Here is an 18595-nt window from a genome sequence, read left to right on the forward strand (position 1 = left end):
ATGCGAGGCTATATTTCAGCATTACTAGTGTGTCTTATTGCAAGTAATGCCGTATCTGGCGTGTTGGTGGATCTCGATCAAAGTGCAGAACTAAACAATCCTAGTCTAACTGCTGCTGGATATAGAGGAAAAATAGCTGAAGCACAAACTAGTCAAGCACGCTCTAGTTATCTGCCACAAATTTCAGCAAATGCGAGCATTTCAAAGCACGAGCAAGAGTTGGAGAATGGCAGGAGCTTGCGCTACGATGGCCAGAAAAGCTCTATTACAGTGCAGCAAGCTATTTTTGACAAATATAGCTTGAATAAAATCGATGAGTCTAGTGCGATAGAATCCGTATATGCATTGAAGTTAAAGGAAATCCATCAGTCTATCAGGAAGGATATATTGTTTTCATATTTAGATGCTGCGCTAAATATGGAGAAATTAAGTATTTTAAAGCAGCAGAAGATAAATCTTGAAGGGCAGTTAGAGCAGATTAAGTCGCGATATAAGCTGCAGCTTGCGAAAGTAACTGATGTTTATCAAGCTGAAGCAGAAGTGGCTCGTCTTACAGCTGATGTTACTTTCTACGAACAGCAATTAAACATCTTCTTAAGAAGGCTGTATAGTCTTAGTAAATATGAGCCAATTCTCAAGATGGAAAGCATTAGCCCTATCTTACACGATAGAGTTTTATTAGCAGTTGACTCAATGCCCTTTTCGACATTGCTAAATAAAACTAGGGAAAATCCAAAACTGCTCGCACTAAGTAAAGAGATAGAGGCTGCAGCTATTGGTAAGGATGCGGCATTTGCAAAACATTACCCCACAGTTTATCTAGGTGCTTCTATTCAGAAAAGTAATACTGGCTATGAAGATAGCCCCTCAAGTAAAACTACCACGAGTAGCTTGTCTTTAAATCTTAGTGTACCACTTTATAGTGGTGGTCAAACTGATGCAAAAGTTCGTGAGGCTAGTCATAGGCAATCATTAGCTCAAGCTGAATATAATGTCGAAGAGCAAAACTTAGAGCAGTTAGTCCAAGAGGCATACTCTGAGTTAATCGGTGCTAAGAGGCAGTTTGAAGCAAAAGAGCTGTTAGTTAAATCTTCTGAAAAGGCATACAGCGCGAATCAAAGAGGTTATGAACTCGGTGTTGTCACAATTAACGATGTCTTATTAAGTCAGAATGCACTTAGCAAAGTTATTGCTGATAAAGTTGATATCAATTACCAGATATTAAAGGCTAAATTAAATTTAGCTTTTGCTGTAGGACTGATGGACTATGAGCTAGTTAGCACCCTTGATAAGGTTGCTACGTTAAAATGAAGAAAGTTTTACATGTATATAAAACTTTTACTCCTTACACATACGGTGGTGTGGAGGAGTTTATAGACCAATTGATAAAAGGTACATCGCTAAGAGGGTATCAAAATTGGTTATTATCTTTTTATCCAGGTGAAAGAATTTATATTGAGAAGCGTGCAGGGCTAAAAATATACTGGGTGCCTGCACGATTAAACTTGCTTTCGATGCCTATCAGTCTGAAAGTGAGGAAGGTGTTTCAAAGGTTATTGGGGAAAGTGGATTTGGTTCACTATCATTTCCCCTTTCCATTGCAAGATGTTCTAAATTTACTAAATAAAGACAAGCCTTATATAGTTACATACCATTCCGATGTTGTTAAACAGAAAGTCTCCGGTGTTTTTTATAAGCCGTTAAGTCATTATTTTATAAGAAATGCAAGTGCGGTAATTGCAACATCTAGAAACTATGCTGAATCTAGTACTACTTTATTAAAGTTTAGAAGAAAAATTAGAATAATTCCAATTGGTATTGAGGATGTAACTGCCAATGTTATGGAAGATAAATGGAAGAAAAGATTAGGGCGCGATTTTTTTCTTTTTGTGGGGGCTCTAAGATATTATAAGGGATTGGCGACGTTGGTTGAGGCTGCTCGCATTAATCACCTTCCTACTGTTATTGCAGGAAGTGGGCCTGAGTTAAAGGCATTAAAGAAGCAAGCTGATGGGGTAAAAAATATCATATTTTTAGATCATGTTTCGCATGAGGATAAGCTTGCATTATTTAATTTATGTGGTTGTTTTGTATTTCCATCAAATAAAAGATCGGAAGCTTTTGGCATAAGTTTAGTAGAGGCTTGTCGAGCAGGAAAACCGATGATTAGCTGCGAAATAGGTACTGGAACCAGCTTTGTTAATATGAATGGGGTAACAGGTATTACAGTACCGCCGGATAATCCACAGGTGTTCTCACAGGCTATGCAAAAAATATACTCGGATGAGAGTTTAAGAGAAGGCTTTGGCTTAGCTGCTAGGAAATGGTACGAAGTGAATTTTACATCGGATGTAATGATTCAGTCTTATATTAAAATATATGATGAACTTATTCCTTAATTTTATTTTTTTGACGTTTTTCGAGGCACATTAGAACGACTTGAATGTTAAGTCTGGCTGTTTCCTCGTGTTTTTTTCTATAATACTCAGTGTGATAAATAAAATTCTTGGTCAATAGATTTTTAATAAATTTTATTTGGCCTTCGATGTCGCCATTTGATTCTTTAATACATAAAGCTGTGTCGCGTAGTGTACTTCTTCTGTTTTTAGAAAAACTATGAAGATCTATGTCGAGAATGATCTTTTCTAACTCGGACTTTGGTTCAGAATTTCTTTTAGTAACCAAAATTAGGTCTTTGATAAGGTTTTTATCAATGCCGACTATATTAGCAGACTGCTTATCAAAAAACTCTGAAGAGTTTTTCTCATTCTTGCTGGATCCATATTGATATATAATGTCGTGGAAAATTATTGCAATCTGTAAGTGTTTTTTGTTTGGTGGCTTAAGCTGCTCTAGTGCAGAAAGAGACTCTAAAATATGCTCTAGAGTATGGTAATGACGATGAGGCTCATTGTATCGATTTATTATTTCTTTTGTTAATAACTGAGCAGCGCTGTGAGAGAAGGTGATCTCTCTAATAAGTTTATAGATTATTTGAAAGCTCATATTCTTCTCAGAAAATAAATAACCATTCTATTCCAAGAGTGTTTTTCTCTTTGTTAAGAAAGTCAATATTGGAACGATGATGGTCTTTGGAAAGGTAGAGTTTGATATTACTGCTCCTGATGTTTTTTGCGATACTGGCAGTAATATTTTGGCTATGTAAACTTCTATAAACCTCAGGGAGAAGTAGCTCGTTATAGAGATAATGGTCTTTAGTCGTTTTGTAGGAGTATGATAGCTTGTACTCTACACCATGATTAGTATTGTGCGTTAGGTCTGCAGTTAGACCATTACTGGATGACTTGCCGGACTCACTATGGCTGTTGCCTAAAATCGCACTAACGTTGTATTGATAATTTTTTCCTAAAAATAGCATGTGGTCTTTATAGCCAATACGTACTTCATCTGAATGGTAAACTTTATTATCATTTTTTTCTCGACCATTTATATATTCTATAAATATTCCATTTTTAGAAAGATTAACTACGGCAAAGTCTCCTTTTTTTATGCTATTCCCGTTTTCTACGCTACTGTGGAGATAGGCTATGTCATAGTCAAAATAGATGCTATCCTGAATTCCACCCCCAGCAATAAATGAATTGTGCAGGTCTAGTGCTTTATTTTTTGGTATTTTTAAGGAAGTCTCACCAATTAAGTAATAGCGAAAGTAATTGTTTTCATCTGTATATTGGGCGCCAATCTTTGGCTCTAAAAAAAAACTACTTTTTTGTGTATAGTCTTCGGATATCGATACATCAAGATGCCGACCAAGGAAAAAAATCTTAGTGGTGTTTTTGCTAATACCATCGTTGTAATTATCTGTATATCCTATACCTGCGGAAAAATAATAACTAGTATTGTTGAGTAGTCGATCATAGATTGACTTACTATAAGGATCAACATGAACTACAGTGGAGTATCCCTGAATACTTTGCAAATCAAGCCAGGCGCCCACATGGTTAGGGTTCAAAATTAAAACTCGTTCAAAGGCTAGAATCGCTTCTGATATTTTATTCTGCTGTATGTAGCATAATCCCATCGAGTAATTTTCTTCATCGGAGTAAAGGTCCCTATTTTGAGAGCACTGATCTGAGCTCGCATAAGATATACAGCCATGAGTAATGAAGTAGGAAATAAGGGCTAGCCTTAAAGAAATCATTTTTTTATTACTCGGTAAACTTCTATTTTGTGTTTTTTGCCTTTTAAGTATTGTAGCCCCATAGATTGGAATGCATACTTTTGGCTATATATTGTAAAATTACAGATGATATCACTTTCTTTCTTCGATATCTCTTGCAAGCGGGCAGCTATGTTTACAGCGTCCCCTATTACGGTATAGGACATTCTGTGTTGCGACCCAATGACGCCTACCATTACTTGTCCTTTCGCAATGCCTATTCCAACATCAATAGGATGTTGAAATGCTAACCTGGCAATGTGCGCTGAAAATTGATTGCTTTTTATTAATTCATTAATCTTTATTGCGGCATTGACTGCCTGAATTTGATGCTCTTCTAATTCTAAAGGGGCATTCCAAAACGCTAAAAATCCATCCCCTAAATATTTATCCACTACTCCATCATGATTAATAACAATTTCAGAACATTGCTGCCATAAATAGTTTAGAAGCTCGACAACTTTTGATGGTTCTGATGATTCAACAAGCGTTGTGTAATCTTTAATATCCACAAATAGAATGCTGACATTCTTGAGTTTTGGAGTAAGAGAATGACTATCATTAATTAGTTGTGGAATTATTTGTTTTGGAATGTACTCACTAAATAATGATTCTAGCTTTCTTCTGGCTAGTACGTGCTCGGCTATTTTTTTAATAAGTGCTGTAGCAGTGAAAAAAAGTACGCTTAGTACAAGCCAACTCACTTCAAAGAAAACACTGCTTTTATATATATAAAGCATGAAAGCTGTGGTCAGTGCTAGGCTGAGGAGTATTGCTATATTTATGTTCAGGAGTAAGTATATGAGTAATATGGTGATAACAATCGCAAGGCGTTCAGCTTTGTTAAGGTGGGTTCCGATAATATAATCATTGCTTATCAAATTTTGATAGGCAATAGCATGCAACATAACTCCAGGAAAACGATCATGAGTTGGTGTGGGAACCCAGTCGTATAATCCTGATGATAATGATCCAATAAAGAAAAATCTCTGACTGATTGCAGTAGGGGGGATCTTCTTTTCCACTATGTCTGCTAAAGAATAAATAGGAATAGATTTGTTAAAATTTAAAAAATTTATTCCTGATGTAGGAATGGTAATAGTGTGAGAAGACTGTCGTGCACTTGCTAAAGCTAAACTGGGGAAAAAGTATTGGCAGTCATCGATAAAATATAAGTACTCCCTCACTTTGCCATCAATATTATAGGCGGGAGTGATGTGGCCTACGTTAACAATCGGATTTAAAAGTTTTTTGCTTAACCCTATCCATCCGTAGATGCTATTGTTTTGGCATTTCTTGCTTTCTTCACTAATGCTTAAGTATCCAATCTGCTTGCTAATTGACGGGTTCTTAATTTCAAGCGCTTGCGCCATGATGGCTTTATTAAATGAAGCAGCTACTATGGCATCGTTTGGTTGCTCGTCCGGCATTAGTATGTCTAGAGCAACGCCACTGGCTTTATAATAGTCGAAAAGAGTATCTACTGTATCTGCTATTACTTCTCTAGGCCATGGCCAAGGACCGAGCTTTTCAAGGCTATTATCATCAATTCCAATAATTGCAGTATCGGTTGAAATTATTCTTTTGGAGTTGCTATAAATAAAATCATATATTGCTAAGTCAAGTTTTGACCATTGAGTTGTTTGTGGGGCTAGTATTGCTATCGCTATGAAACATGCAATTGCTAGTCGATGTAAAAACCTAATGGTTGTGTTACTGCTTCCAGTTAATAGCACCACTTATCACCGACTCTGAATCAACAGTTTTCTCAAATAACATGCCTACATTTTCCTTGTCGGCGGAATGTATGCCTTTAATGTCTGCATTAGAGTATGCGCTGTGATGACTGCCGCTTAATACTCCATCTTTAGAAATATTACCAATGGAGTAAATTAAGTTTGAATCTTTCATTTGTGAAGATAAAACAGTGAATTCGGTTACAAATGTATTGTCATTAAAATTCACATATAACTTTCCATTATTTACTTGAGCAGGATATATGCTGCCGCCTCGGTAAAGTAGAGCTTCAGCGGCGGCAATACTGTAATTAAAGGTTCCTGGCTTTTTGTCTACTGCGGGAGCTCGTTTGAGGAGGAGTGAATAAAATGTATTGGATAATTTTGTTTCGTAATTAGCTAAAGAAATAGCACTTTCAGGAATGTTGCTAGAGTTAATATAGGCATAATTTTCCCAACGACCCCAGCGGATACTAGTATCACCATCACTTAGTATGAACTTGTTAGGTTGTTGGCTAGGATATTGATTAATGATATCTAGAGGGGTTGGTAGGGATAGGCTTTCTCCGCGCAGACGTTTGCTAATCTCGTCTCTTGCCTTTTGGCTAAGCATAGATGTTTCGAATATAAAGTCTGTTGATATGGGGCCATTTATAATTACTGGTGTCGTTTCCCCTTTTCTTATTTCTACATATTGGGGAGTGGGGGAAGAAAATAGTTCAGTGATTTCTTTGTTGCTACAAGCTACACTCATTTGATAGCACTTTAAAATTATAGGCGTTAAAGAAATACCGCCTGACGCAACATAGGCTTTGGATTTGTTATTGTCTGTGTGCACATAAAAATCCGTCCCCCTAATTCCTATCGATACAATAGGAGTTAAGAGTTCAAATATATCTTTATTTTTCTCCCCATACTGGCCAGTAACGCTTCTTATTGAACCTCGCTCAAGTTGAAGCTGAATTTTTGCTTCACTGTAAGAATCAAAAGAGAAATTGCTATTCGGTTTTATGGAAATAATAGCTTTATCCAGCATTTCAATTTGTGCGTAGCTATTGTCTGCTGTGGCAATAGTGTCACCGGCTGATAATGATACAGTTTGTTTATCAGCTATTTTTTTCTCGTTGAGGAGGACATCACCAGAATGAAATATTATTTTCCCTATTATATTTTCATCTGCGCTTACTGCTTTAAAAGAAAGCAAAGCAATGATTGCCGCTAGGAAAATGTATTTCATCATATAAAGGTGCCAATTAAATTTACATATAAGATTTGTGCCAAAGTAAGCTATAGCACATTTTTGTTGTTTTTTCAATTGTTGCTGAGTTTTTGTCGTGATTGTTCGCTAGCTGTACCAGTCTATATATTCTATGCCTTCGCTCAATTTTCCTGAAAGTTTAATTCTATTCTCATTGCTATCTGCAATTTCGGCAAGAACCTGACCAAGTGACTTACTCTTATAAAGAGTTTGATTGGTATAGTAGTCAAGTCCTTTATAATCGGGCTCCCTGTTTAAGATATTTATATAAAATTTCTCAATTACGCCTTTGGGGTTATGGTTTGATAAATATTTATCAATCGGGGAGGCTTGATAGATCTGCTTAAACTCTTGCGAATATATAAATGATTCTGCAATCGACTTGGTGCTAGCTCCTTTTTCTGCTTGCTTGATCCAGTAGCCAAGTCCACTGTCATCTGGTTTTCGGTTAAATGCAGCTTGATATAGCCGGTAAATACCACCAGCACTATTGGCAGACTCAAAATCGAAAGAGATTACCTTGTCTAAAAATTTAATTCTCTCAACGTTGGTTGTTATTAGGGTGCCCGTTTGATGGGTTATGCTTAGGCTATTATTTAAACTTTTGATCTCACTGGAGCTTCGTAAAGAGTTTAAAATGACCGTGTCAAAACCTATGCCGCCGTCAACGTTGTCGTTACCGGAGCTAATGTGGATAGTGTCATTTCCTTTGTCTGTTTTAATATTGTTAGAGCTAATGTTGTCAAATACGGTGTCATCGCCTGAGCCTGAGATTAAATTCTCAATCCAGCAATTATATGCAATTGCAAGAGCTTTTTCGCCTGTATATAGAGTATCCTTGGAATAACTACTTCCCCAAAATGGAGTGTCTTGTTTGATATATAAGTCGGAGAAACTTCCAGGGCGTAAGTCAATGCGGCAATTAGTACTAAAATTGGATAAGTTAATGGTGTCTATACCGCCGCCATCCCAAATTGTTTTATAAAAAGGCTGCTCATTGCTATATTTGTATTCATTGTTTCCGCTATTGTAGTTGAAGTTGGCGCCATATAGTTCTTGGATAGCTGCAATGTCATATATGGAGGGGCCAGTGGGGATGATTTTTTCCCAACTTCCAAATATTGCTAAAAATGAATCATAAAACCAGACTTTCTGAGGATGGTTATAGGACATGAGGGTATATAAATAGTTATCCTCATAGCTAGGTAAGCGCTGATTTTCAAATGGGTGCTCTAGTCCTAAGGCGTGGCCTATCTCATGGTTGAGGGCTAAGTAGTTATAAGTGCCAGCATCAAAATTATTTTTATCTTGAATGCTATAGTTTACCCATATATCGCCTGCGGATTCATTTTTTCCAGGGTAATAGGCGTGTCCCCAATAATCTTTTATTGCACCTTTAGTAAAAAAGAAGCGCATTGTGCCGAGGTTGTTTTGTGCTTCATCAACCTCCACAAAATTTAAATTAGCTACATTGGCCCATTGCTGCAATGCTTGTTTGGTCATTGCTTTTTGATGGCTATTAAAGCCATACATTGGGTAGTCAAGTTCATTTTTACTTCCGTAATTTGAACTCGAAAATGTTGCGGTTGTTTTGGATGTAAAAGGGAAGCTATAAGTAATAGTTGTTTTATCAAAATAGCTTCTCGGCCAGCTATAATCAGAAAGCAGAGCATCAATGTAGTAAATGCCGGATTTGCTCGCCATTGCAATCTCCTTATTGCTATTCTGCAACATCCTTATGCAGAAAATTGGGGGATAAAGTTGGGACGGTATTATAGCGAAGTGTCAGAGGGCGAGGTCAATACGTACCCTCTTCTTTAGTGCAGGGTGGTGGGAGTGCTGTGCACTTGTTCACCTTCTTGTAGCCATAAAGGCCAACTGCTAAAAGTCCAATCAGCTTGTAAGTAGGTGTGGCGTAGAATGCTTAACCACTGGCGTAAAGGCGTAGGGGTAAAGGCTAAGCGACTACTTTCTCCTTCAAGAGGCTGAAAGGTGAGCAAAAGTTGCTCCTGTGAGGATGTGATATCAATACTCTGGATAAGAATATGCTGACCTGCTTGTGCCGGGACAGGTTGCTGAGGTGTTACTTGGTGTTCTGCCTGATGCTGCAGAATGGCTTGTAGTTGCTCTATTTGTTGCTCAGAGCCCTGTTGCTCAAGCCACTGCATTAAGTGTGGCAGGAGCCGATTAGCTAAGCGGTTTGTCAGCCAGAGTGTCAGTAAGCTACCGTCGGCGGCTTCTGCCGCCAGACGGATGCGATCCTGAGTGTGACAATACTCTGTCGTGATACGTTCGAGCGTGAGCATGTTGATTAGCTGAACTGGAGAGTCTCGCCCTCTGCCTGGGTCTTCTCCACTGGGCTGGGCAGCGCAGCTTTTAGGGCTTGGGCATAAGCATTGCGCGCAGTCTGAGCAATCATGAGTTGAGCTTGCAGACGGTTTACTTCTTGTTCGGTCAGTTGCAGCATTTGTAGTTGCGCTTTGGCTTCAGTAGAAAGGGTGTCTAGATCGTAGTCCACATTATCGATTTTGATGGTTGCCATGGTCTTTCCTATTAGTAATGGGTCAGCTTTTCGCAAGTGATAGCGATTAGGAGATGGATTTGGCTTGCTTAAGCCAGTAGCGCCGAAACAATATTGGGGTAAGTGGGATGATTTCAAGCCTTTGTTAGCTTATCCAGCCATCATCATCCACGATTGTGCGCATAGCAGTTAGTTTGAGAATACCAGTGCCAAAACTTCCTCCTACAGGGTTGAATACGTCTAAGTAGAAGGTTTCATTCTGCTCCGGCTCATTATCACCGATGACTTCCACAGGTATTACCGCGTAGTTTTCACCTGGATAGAGATTGAGTGTACCGGACACCGCTAAGTAATCACTACCAGCGATAGCTGTACCATCTCGAGTTGCATAATCCACACTAAGAGTTTGGTTGGCTTCGCTGCGGGTGCCAGTAAACTCCAAAAAGAAATAAGTGTAACTGGTGCCGCTATTACCCTCGCTGATGGCTTTGATCACCTCCGATGCTTGGCGAGGTGCGTTGGGGTACTGTGCACGTAAGCTTTGATCAATCCATTGTTGATAGGCACTTACACGTTGCCAGGCAGCAATTTCACCAAAACTGGAGTTGACCTCTTGGTCAATATCTGGATGGATACTGCCATGACTGATGCTGGCGGTATAACTTGCAACCCCGGCGACCTTATTGTTGATAAAAGCGGGGCCTCCACTATCGCCCTGTGCAATAAGCCCTTCATCCGGACCTAAGCCTGTATTTGCCACATTGAGTAAGCGGCCCAGTGCATCGTTATTTACATTACCGTTGTCAAAGTCGGCTAGTAACTGGGTACCGTTAACTGGTGTCCAGCCTATCGTAGATCCCAGTGTAGTCTTGAGGGTGGCGGCATCGGCATCAAACTGGTTGTTAGCTTTGAGCTTTAGCAAGGTATTGCTGCTGGTTGCGCCGCTGTCGCCACTGCCAGCCTGACCATAGCCCACCAGAGTAAAGATTTGGCCAATTTCATCACTTTGACGATAAAGGTCATAGCGATTGACGTGATTTGGTGCGGGGGCGCTGAGCCAAACAATCGCAAGGTCGTGATTGCTTTGCGTGTCGTAGCCTGGGTGGAGCAACACTTCCATTGTGCTTAACGTTTGATTGCCAGATGACGTTGTCAGGGTAACAGTGGTGCTCCCACTCCCGTTAGAGGGGGATGTTGGCTGAAATAAGTGGGCCGCTGTGAGAATAGCGCGACCATCATAAAGTAAGCTGCCCGTGGCGTAATAACTGCCGTAGCTAACTCGTACCACCCCATCATAGCCATCACCAGGAAACGTGCGGTAACGGGGGGAGGTGTAGGCTACGGCAGTAGTCGGCATTATTCAGCCTTGGCAGCTTGGGCTTTCGTTTTACGTGGGGCGCGCGGCTTTTTAGCTTTGGGGGCCGGCGCTGCTTCATCTTTGGTTTTCACCGCCTCAATTAAAGCTGCCACATAAGCATTGCGTGCGGTTTGAATCATACTCACCTGGCGCTGTAGTCGAGCCAGTTCTTCATCAACCGCCTGAATATTAGCAGCCTGTACTTTGGCCGCCTCAGAGAGCTTTTCGGTGGTGTACTGAGTGCCGTTGATAGTGATGTATTCAGGAAGAGACATATAAATACCTGTTAGCCTGCTAAAGAGTGAAATGAAAGGACTACAGGGTAAGCATTCCTAAGAGTGTGAGCAACGAGTCTGTCACAGTTGATAGTCTTGGCCGTTGGTATTGCTGTTATTAGAGCTGTTTGACCCGCTTACAAGGTGTGCAGAACGGGAGGTGTGACTGTTCATTTTTTAGCAAAAAGCATAGTAGAGGCATTTCAGTGCTGGAGTGATTGCTAGTTGGCCTGTCTATTTCTATATTAGTGTCCGCTGTTCATTTCCAACTGTGACTAGCTTGTGGTGTGCAGAAACATCGCGAGTTTAGGGTGGCGACTAAGAGGTAAACTTAAGCCGATTAGTGCCGATATAGTCCCGCTGAGATGGGACATGCCATCAGCATTCTACGCAGCTTAGGCTGTATCCCTATTTATCCTGCCTCTTAAAGGTCAGCTAGGAGAACCTACAATGTCAGCCCCCGTAACAAGGAAGCAATCGGTCACTCAGGTGTTAAAGGATGTAGATGGATCGCCATCGCTGTCGAGTGACTCTCCTGAGCCGACAGTGGTTTCGGGGGCTGTGTACTTTATTGACGCCAGTGTGCCTGATATTGAGTTGCTGATAGCGGGGTTGCCAGAGGGTGCCGAGGTTGTGCTGTTGCAGCCAGACAGCGATGGCGTGCAGCAAATGGCGGACTACTTAGCTAATAGAGAAGCATTGGATGCGATTCATATTCTTTCCCACGGGGGAGAGGGGGCGCTTTATGTGGGTAACAGCGCCCTGAATGCAGACAACCTGGCCAGCTATCAAACAGCTTTGGCGCAAATTGGCCAGGCGTTAAGTGATACCGGCGATATTCTGCTCTATGGCTGTAATGTTGGGGCTTCGGCGGCGGGGGAAAGTTTTGTCAGCGAGCTGGCGGCAATCACAGGGGCCGATGTTGCGGCCTCTAATGATGTCACCGGTTTAGGCGGTAACTGGGAGCTGGAAGTACAGGCGGGCAGTATTGAAAGCCAGGTTGCGTTATCCAGCGCCGTCCAACAAGCCTACGGCTACTCCCTGGCGATCTTTGATTGGTACGGTGCTAGTGTAGCCGGCAATACTGTATCGCAAACGGTAGCGGGGGTAACGGCGACGGGGACTAGTTCTGTAGGTTGGTCTACAGCCTCGGGTGGGGGTGGCTTTAGTGGGGATTTTATATTTACACATAATGGTGTAAATACCATCACCTTTTCATTTAGTCAGGCGGTGGATTTAACCAGTATTGAGGTGCTGGATTCTGATAGTGACAATAGGGCGTGGGTCCTTACCCCCTTTGGTGGCAGTAATTCCACTATTACTGTTCCCCATATTCCCGACTCTACCTTTGGCGACTCTGCCTGGAGTATTGCGTTAAACTGGTCCGGTATTACCTCTTTTACCGTGAGTGAAAGTGGGGATAACTTTTGGCCAGCTTTTGATTCTTTTATTTTTACGGTTACCCCCACTTCTACCATTACGAGTGCTTCCTACAATGCCAGCAATGGCGCTTTAGTCGTTACAGGTACGAATTTTGAGGCTAGCGCTGGTGCGGCCAATGATGTTATTGCCAATAAAATCACGTTAACTGGGGAGGGTGGGGCAACTTACACCCTAACCGACACCGCCAATGTTGAACTGACCTCTGCCACCGAGTTTACCCTGAACTTATCCGCGACAGATCAGGCGGCCCTGAATCAGATTTTTAATAAAAATGGTAGTAGCTCCACCAGTGGCACCACCTATGATGTCGATGGTGCAGCAGGCTTTATTGCAGCCAATGCGGCGGCAGATACGGGCGTAAACGGCGTGACCGTGAGTAATGTTGCCGTGCCTACAATCAGCTCGGCAACGTATGACTACAGCAGTGGTGTTCTGACCGTTACGGGTAGCGGTTTCCTGAAAAAATCGGGTGCCACTAATGATATTGATGTTAGCAAGCTCACCCTGACCGGGGAGGGAGGAGCGAGCTACACCCTTAGCACCAGCACCAATGTTGAGATTAGCAGTGGTACCAGTTTTAGCCTGACCTTAATGGGGGCCGATCTATACAACGTGGCGGCACTGCTGAACAAAAATGGTACCAGTGCTGCATCTGGCGCAACGTTCAACCTGGCCGCAGCAGAGGACTGGGCTGCCGGTGCAGATGCGGCGTTGATCGTTGCGGATTTGACCGGGAATGCCATCACCGTCAGTAACTACACAGAGCCCACTATTAGTAGTGCCAGTTACGATCTCAATACAGGCGTGTTGACGTTAACCGGTAGCGGCTTTGTCAGCATGGCGGGAGCCGCCAATGATATTGTTGCTAACAAGCTGACCATGACAGGGGAGGGGGGAACTCCTATACCCTGACCAATACCGCAAACGTCGATATTAGTTCTGCTACTTCAGCATCCTTAACACTCAGTGCGGTTGATGCACTAGAGGTCGCCTCCCTGTGGAATCAGAATGGCACTAGCTCTGCCACCTCTGGCACAACCTACAACCTATCCGCCGCGGAAGACTGGATGGCCGGTGCGCCGGCTGCCAATGTTATCGCCGATGCGACGACAGCGGTCACTGTATCCAATTACGCCACTCCATCTATCAGCAGTGCTACCTATGACTACAGTAGTCATACCTTAGTGGTGACGGGTACGCGCTTTGTAAAAGCCACAGGTGCGGGCAACGATATTGACTTGAGTAAGCTGAGTATCACAGGGGAGGGTGGCAGCAGCTATACCCTAACGGGTGCCAATGTTGAGATAGACAGTGCGACTCAATTCACAGTGACGTTGAGCAGCGCGGACATTCCCTATGTCAATGCGCTCTTGAACAAAAACGGCACCTCTGCTGTTTCAACAACCACTTATAACCTTGCTGCCGCAGAGGACTGGATGGCCGGCGCGCCGGCTGCCAATACCATTGCCGACACCACAGCTAATGGCATTACGGTCAGCAACTATGTAACGCCAAGTATTAGCGGAGCCAGCTATGACTGGAGCACCGGGCAGTTGCAGTTAGCCGGTAGTCATTTTGTGTCTGCTTCGGGTGCTAATAACGATATTGATGTCTCCAAACTCACGCTGACCGGCGAGGGCGGACAAAGCTATACCCTGACCAGTAGCAGTGTGGATATCAGCTCCGCTACAACGGCAACGATTAACCTGAATGCGGTTGACCAGTTGCATGTGCGGGGCCTGTTTAATGCCAACGGGGGCAGTTCAGATGGCGCCACAACTTACAACCTCTCTGCCGCAGAGGATTGGATGGTTGGTGCGCCGTCAGCCAATACCATTGCCGATGTCAGTAATGCGGTCACAGTGTCTAATGTTGCCGCCCCGACTATTACCTCCGCTACCTACGACTACGGCAGCAATAGCCTGGTTGTCACTGCCACCAACCTTGCCAAGTACCCAGGGGCGGACAATGATATTGACACCAGTAAGTTGACGATTACCGGTGAAGGTGGGGCAAGCCATACATTGGCCAGTAGCAGCAATGTGGAGATTCTTTCTGCTACGAGTTTTTCGATTACCTTGAGTGGAGCCGATATTCCTGCGGTGGAGGCCCTGCTCAATAGCAATGGCACCACCTCTGCAACCAGTACAACAACCTTCAACCTGGCCGCTGCGGACAACTGGTTACGGGGCAGTGCCGCCTCAAGCGATATTGCCGATGCCACCAACGCCATTACGGTCAGTAACTATAGTGTCCCCGCTGTCACCTCTGTTGCCTATGACTGGAGCACCGGGCAGCTGGTCCTGACCGGCAGTAACTTCGTTGCTGCTGCTGGGGCGAATAATGATATTGATGTCAGCAAGCTCAGCATCACGGGGGAGGCAGGCAACAGCTATACACTGACGAGCAGCAGTGTTGATATCACATCCGCCACCTCCGCAATCGTGAGTCTGAATGAGGAAGATCAGCTAAATATCCGTGGTTTGCTGAATAAAAATGGCACTCTGTCGGCGGATAACAGCACCTACAATCTGGTCTTGGCGGAAGACTGGATGAGTGGCAGCCCTGCTAGCGCCACGATTGTGGATGCCAGCAACCCCATCACCACCACTAATGTCGCACTGCCCACCATCAGCAGTGCCAGTTATGACACCAGTACCGGCGTATTGGTTGTCACGGGTACCAACCTGTTCAAACGGGCAGGGGCAGATAATGACATCGACCTCACCAAACTGACCTTTTTTGGTGGAACGGCGCAAACCTATACCCTGACCAGCACCAGTCAGGTGGATATTAGCAGTGCAACATCCTTTAGCCTGACGCTCAGTGGGGCGGACAAAGTGTCCGTCGATGCGTTGCTTGACCAAGTCGGTACCAGCTCATCTGGCGCGAGTACCTATGACTTGAGGGCCGCCGATGGATGGTTAACCGCAGCCAACAGTGGCGTGAGTATTGCTGATCAGGGCAATGCAATTACTGTGTCGATTGCCCCGCAAATCACCTCCGCAAGCTATGACGTGGCGACGGGCGTCCTGACGGTAACCGGTACCAATATTCAGGCGAATGGCAGTGGTGCTGATATTGACGCCTCCACCATTACCCTGACGGGAGAAGGGGGAGAGGTCTATACCCTGACTGACACCCCTGATGTTAATCGTGATTCGCTTAGCCAATTTAGCCTGGCTCTCAGTGCGACGGATCGCGAAGCTATCAACCAGATCCTCAATAAGAACGGTGCTAATGCGACCGATGGTACCAGCTTCAACCTGGCAATCGCCGATAATTGGAACACCCAATACAGCGGCGGCGGCACGGCAAATGATACGGTCTCCCTGCAGGTTAATAATGTAGCGGTGCCGGCCATCACCAGCGCCAACTATGATGTCAGCACCGGTTTACTCAGCGTGACCGGTACCGGCTTCTTGAAAAGTGCCGGCAGTGCTAACGATATTGATATCTCCAAACTGACTTTGACCGGGGAGGGAGGGGCAACCTATACCCTGACCAGTAATCATGTCGATATCAGCTCCAGCACGGCTTTTAGCCTGACACTCAATGACGCTGATCGGGCAGCGCTCAATCAAATCATTAATAAAAACGGTAGCAGTGCTACCTCCGGCACCGCCTACAACTTGGCCGCAGCGGAAGACTGGGCAGCGGGGGCCGATGTCGGGCTTAATATTGAAGATCTGAATGGCAATGCGATTACCGTCAGCAATGTTCCTGTGCCCAGCATTACCTCTGCCACCTACACCACCCAGGGTACCCTGGTCGTAACGGGTAGCAACTTCCTGAAAAGGGACGGCCTGGCCAATGATATTGACGTCTCCAAACTGACCTTTACCGGTCAAGGGGGGGCAACCTACACCCTGACAGACAGTGCTGATGTTGAGATCAGCTCGGCGACCTCTTTTACAGTCGTGTTAAGCAATACAGATAAAGCCGGGGTGAATGCACTGCTGAACAAGGCCGGTACCAGTGCCAATGACAACACCAGCTACAATCTGGCCGCCGCAGAAGACTGGGCTGTAGGGGCGGACGCTGGCATCGTTGTGGCAGATACCACCGGTAATGGCATTACCGTGACCCTCTATACCCCGCCCAGCAGCGGTGGCTCCAGCACACCAAGTAATGGCACGACCCAAACGGTAGATGGGGTGCAGGTGAATACCACCATCAATAACGGTACCCAGACCATTACCTTTAGTGTGCAATCAAACCGTGTGGATGATCCCAACTCAGCCACATCGGGAGCGGATGTTCCGGTGGTGCAGAACACCAATAACAATGGTAACCAGGTGATGGTGAGCCTGCCGACGGGGACAGGGCTCAGCGCATCAGGCCCCCAAACGGCACTGAGCGCCTCGGGTGCACTCACCACCTTGACCGCGAGTATTAACAATGTGTCAGGTAGCGGCGCGGGGGCAGCGGGGCTTATCGCAAATGCCACGAGTTTTCTGGGTTCGGTTGGCGCAGGCTCCTTGGTGGATGTGCGTACTCTGACTATCACGTCTACGTCGACTGCTGCCAGTGTGGGTTCTCCGATCATTATCGGCGGGAATAGTGCCGGCACCGGCGCTGGTGGCGGAAGTGTGATGAACACCGAAGCCTTGGTGATTGATACCCGCCAATTACCATCGGGACATGCGCTGCAGCTTAACAACATTGAATTTGCCGTCTTGATCGGCGCCACCCAGGTATCGGGTGGGGTGGGTAATAACTTTGTTGTCGGCGATGACAGCTCACAATACATCGTCTTGGGAGAAGGGGATGATGTGCTCTACGGCGGAGGGGGTGACGATACCGTTGGATCAGAAGGCGGGAATGACCGTCTATTCGGCCAAGCGGGTAACGACACCCTGTTTGGTGGAGAAGGGGCTGACATGATGCACGGTGGTACCGATAGTGATGTGGTGACCTACACAGGCAACCTGGCGGATTACGAGATTATTCAGCTCAATGGAGTGATCACCATTACTCGCTTGGCGGACCGCAGTGACAGCGACACCCTGATCAATATTGAGCGGGTAGACTTTGCTGATAGCAGCTTTACACCGGAATATGGGCTGGGGCTGCAGGCAGTGGCAACCCTGTATCAACAGGTGTTTAACCGTCAGGCCGATGTGGGGGGATTCCAGTGGTGGACACAAAGCCTGGATCAAGGCCGCTCCTTGGGGAGTATCGCTTTGGAGTTTCTGGGCTCTGCGGAATATGGCAATCAGGCTGGGGTCAGCTTTGCTAACCTGGATCATGATCAACAGCTTGATCACCTTTACCTTGCTCTGCTTGGCCGTAGTGCGGACAGCGAGGGTAAGGCATTCTGGCTAGCCCAAGCGAACGCTGGAGTGAGCATTGAACTGATAGCGAGTGCCTTTGTGGCTTCAAGCGAACTCAGTGGCCAGTACCTGGCCAGCCAGCAATGGGACTTTCTGGTCTAGCGATCAGCGTCTGCCAGGACGGGGTTGGGGGGATGCCCCCTGACCTCGTCCTGGTGGCGGGCGTTCAATATCAGCAAAGTTCAATATCAATAAAGTTCAATACCAATAAAGAGTGAGCAAAACACGGGCTGGGCTTTAGTACGGCTTAAAGCAGTCGCTGAGTGCTGCTGACTGAACCTGCACCAACTGCACGGGGAGGCCATCAGCTTTGCATTGGCCACCACGGCGCTAGCCAATATGGTGAGGCGCTAGCCAATATGGTGAATAGGTATCGCACGGCTCTTGCCTGAGATTTCCGCCTTAGACTTCCAGCTTAGCGTCTCACCCTCACTATCTCGCGCGGCTAGCGCGCCTCTAATTTTTCCCTCCCGCACCGATCTTTCACCC

Annotated in this window: 13 protein-coding genes; 4 read left to right on the forward strand and 9 right to left on the reverse strand. The window is 44.9% G+C overall.

All coding sequences use genetic code 11. The features are described 5' to 3' along the window. Both Q334_RS0106670 and Q334_RS0106675 read left to right on the forward strand, forming a co-directional pair. On the forward strand, positions 1-1311 hold the full coding sequence (locus Q334_RS0106670; protein ID WP_027312526.1) for a TolC family protein: 1311 nt from the start codon (positions 1-3) through the stop codon (positions 1309-1311). Further along, on the forward strand, positions 1308-2399 hold the full coding sequence (locus tag Q334_RS0106675) for a glycosyltransferase (RefSeq protein WP_027312527.1): 1092 nt from the start codon (positions 1308-1310) through the stop codon (positions 2397-2399). The genes Q334_RS0106670 and Q334_RS0106675 overlap by 4 nt, the downstream gene beginning before the upstream one ends. Here Q334_RS0106675 and Q334_RS0106680 read toward each other — a convergent pair. The 9 genes from Q334_RS0106680 to Q334_RS18285 all read right to left on the reverse strand — a co-directional run bounded on the left by Q334_RS0106680 (position 2389) and on the right by Q334_RS18285 (position 11327). Beyond that, entirely contained in the window at positions 2389-3006 is a 618-nt protein-coding gene (locus tag Q334_RS0106680) for an HD domain-containing protein (RefSeq protein WP_027312528.1), read from the reverse strand. The two genes, Q334_RS0106675 and Q334_RS0106680, sit on opposite strands and share 11 nt — an antisense overlap. Before the next feature lie 7 nt (positions 3007-3013). Continuing rightward, complete coding sequence (locus Q334_RS0106685; protein WP_027312529.1) at positions 3014-4042, reverse strand: tetratricopeptide repeat protein; 1029 nt, start codon at positions 4040-4042, stop codon at positions 3014-3016. A 116-nt stretch (positions 4043-4158) separates the two neighbouring features. Beyond that, entirely contained in the window at positions 4159-5919 is a 1761-nt protein-coding gene (locus Q334_RS0106690) for an adenylate/guanylate cyclase domain-containing protein (RefSeq protein ID WP_081414373.1), read from the reverse strand. Next, positions 5894-7156 carry a FecR family protein gene (locus Q334_RS0106695; protein ID WP_027312531.1) on the reverse strand — a complete coding sequence of 421 codons (1263 nt, stop codon included), beginning with the start codon at positions 7154-7156 and terminating at the stop codon, positions 5894-5896. Before Q334_RS0106695 ends, Q334_RS0106690 begins: the two co-directional genes overlap by 26 nt. A gap of 105 nt (positions 7157-7261) precedes the next feature. After that, the gene (locus tag Q334_RS0106700) at positions 7262-8878 is read right to left on the reverse strand and encodes a DUF4214 domain-containing protein (RefSeq protein ID WP_027312532.1); all 1617 of its coding nucleotides are present in this window, start codon (positions 8876-8878) and stop codon (positions 7262-7264) included. Between the two features lie 113 nt (positions 8879-8991). After that, a complete protein-coding gene (locus Q334_RS0106705; protein ID WP_027312533.1) occupies positions 8992-9480 on the reverse strand; it encodes a hypothetical protein in 489 nt (162 codons plus the stop codon). Between the two features lie 5 nt (positions 9481-9485). Further along, complete coding sequence (locus tag Q334_RS18280; protein ID WP_051527582.1) at positions 9486-9716, reverse strand: DUF6447 family protein; 231 nt, start codon at positions 9714-9716, stop codon at positions 9486-9488. Positions 9717-9840: 124 nt separating this feature from the next. Beyond that, complete coding sequence (locus tag Q334_RS0106715; RefSeq protein WP_035461026.1) at positions 9841-11052, reverse strand: trypsin-like serine protease; 1212 nt, start codon at positions 11050-11052, stop codon at positions 9841-9843. Continuing rightward, the gene (locus Q334_RS18285) at positions 11052-11327 is read right to left on the reverse strand and encodes a DUF6447 family protein (protein ID WP_211249509.1); all 276 of its coding nucleotides are present in this window, start codon (positions 11325-11327) and stop codon (positions 11052-11054) included. The genes Q334_RS0106715 and Q334_RS18285 overlap by 1 nt, the downstream gene beginning before the upstream one ends. Before the next feature lie 450 nt (positions 11328-11777). Between Q334_RS18285 and Q334_RS0106725 the strand changes: the two genes are divergently transcribed. After that, positions 11778-13682: a DUF4347 domain-containing protein gene (locus tag Q334_RS0106725; protein WP_081414375.1), complete on the forward strand. Its 1905-nt coding sequence runs from the start codon at positions 11778-11780 to the stop codon at positions 13680-13682. Between the two features lie 155 nt (positions 13683-13837). Then, positions 13838-18208: a DUF4214 domain-containing protein gene (locus Q334_RS0106730; protein ID WP_027312536.1), complete on the forward strand. Its 4371-nt coding sequence runs from the start codon at positions 13838-13840 to the stop codon at positions 18206-18208. The last annotated feature ends 387 nt before the right edge of the window (positions 18209-18595 follow it).

The sequence above is a fragment of the Balneatrix alpica DSM 16621 genome, assembly GCF_000619885.1.
Classification (GTDB): Bacteria; Pseudomonadota; Gammaproteobacteria; order Pseudomonadales; family Balneatricaceae; genus Balneatrix; species Balneatrix alpica.

What these genes read in the sequence shown, in the direction of transcription:
- Q334_RS0106670 (WP_027312526.1), top strand. Translation starts at nt 1, where the DNA reads ATGCGAGGCTATATTTCAGCATTACTAGTGTGTCTTATTGCAAGTAAT.
- Q334_RS0106730 (WP_027312536.1), top strand. Translation starts at nt 13,838, where the DNA reads ATGGCCGGTGCGCCGGCTGCCAATGTTATCGCCGATGCGACGACAGCG.
- Q334_RS0106725 (WP_081414375.1), top strand. Translation starts at nt 11,778, where the DNA reads ATGTCAGCCCCCGTAACAAGGAAGCAATCGGTCACTCAGGTGTTAAAG.
- Q334_RS18285 (WP_211249509.1), bottom strand. Translation starts at nt 11,327, where the DNA reads ATGTCTCTTCCTGAATACATCACTATCAACGGCACTCAGTACACCACC.
- Q334_RS0106675 (WP_027312527.1), top strand. Translation starts at nt 1,308, where the DNA reads ATGAAGAAAGTTTTACATGTATATAAAACTTTTACTCCTTACACATAC.
- Q334_RS0106695 (WP_027312531.1), bottom strand. Translation starts at nt 7,156, where the DNA reads ATGATGAAATACATTTTCCTAGCGGCAATCATTGCTTTGCTTTCTTTT.
- Q334_RS18280 (WP_051527582.1), bottom strand. Translation starts at nt 9,716, where the DNA reads ATGGCAACCATCAAAATCGATAATGTGGACTACGATCTAGACACCCTT.
- Q334_RS0106700 (WP_027312532.1), bottom strand. Translation starts at nt 8,878, where the DNA reads ATGGCGAGCAAATCCGGCATTTACTACATTGATGCTCTGCTTTCTGAT.
- Q334_RS0106705 (WP_027312533.1), bottom strand. Translation starts at nt 9,480, where the DNA reads ATGCTCACGCTCGAACGTATCACGACAGAGTATTGTCACACTCAGGAT.
- Q334_RS0106680 (WP_027312528.1), bottom strand. Translation starts at nt 3,006, where the DNA reads ATGAGCTTTCAAATAATCTATAAACTTATTAGAGAGATCACCTTCTCT.
- Q334_RS0106715 (WP_035461026.1), bottom strand. Translation starts at nt 11,052, where the DNA reads ATGCCGACTACTGCCGTAGCCTACACCTCCCCCCGTTACCGCACGTTT.
- Q334_RS0106685 (WP_027312529.1), bottom strand. Translation starts at nt 4,042, where the DNA reads ATGGGATTATGCTACATACAGCAGAATAAAATATCAGAAGCGATTCTA.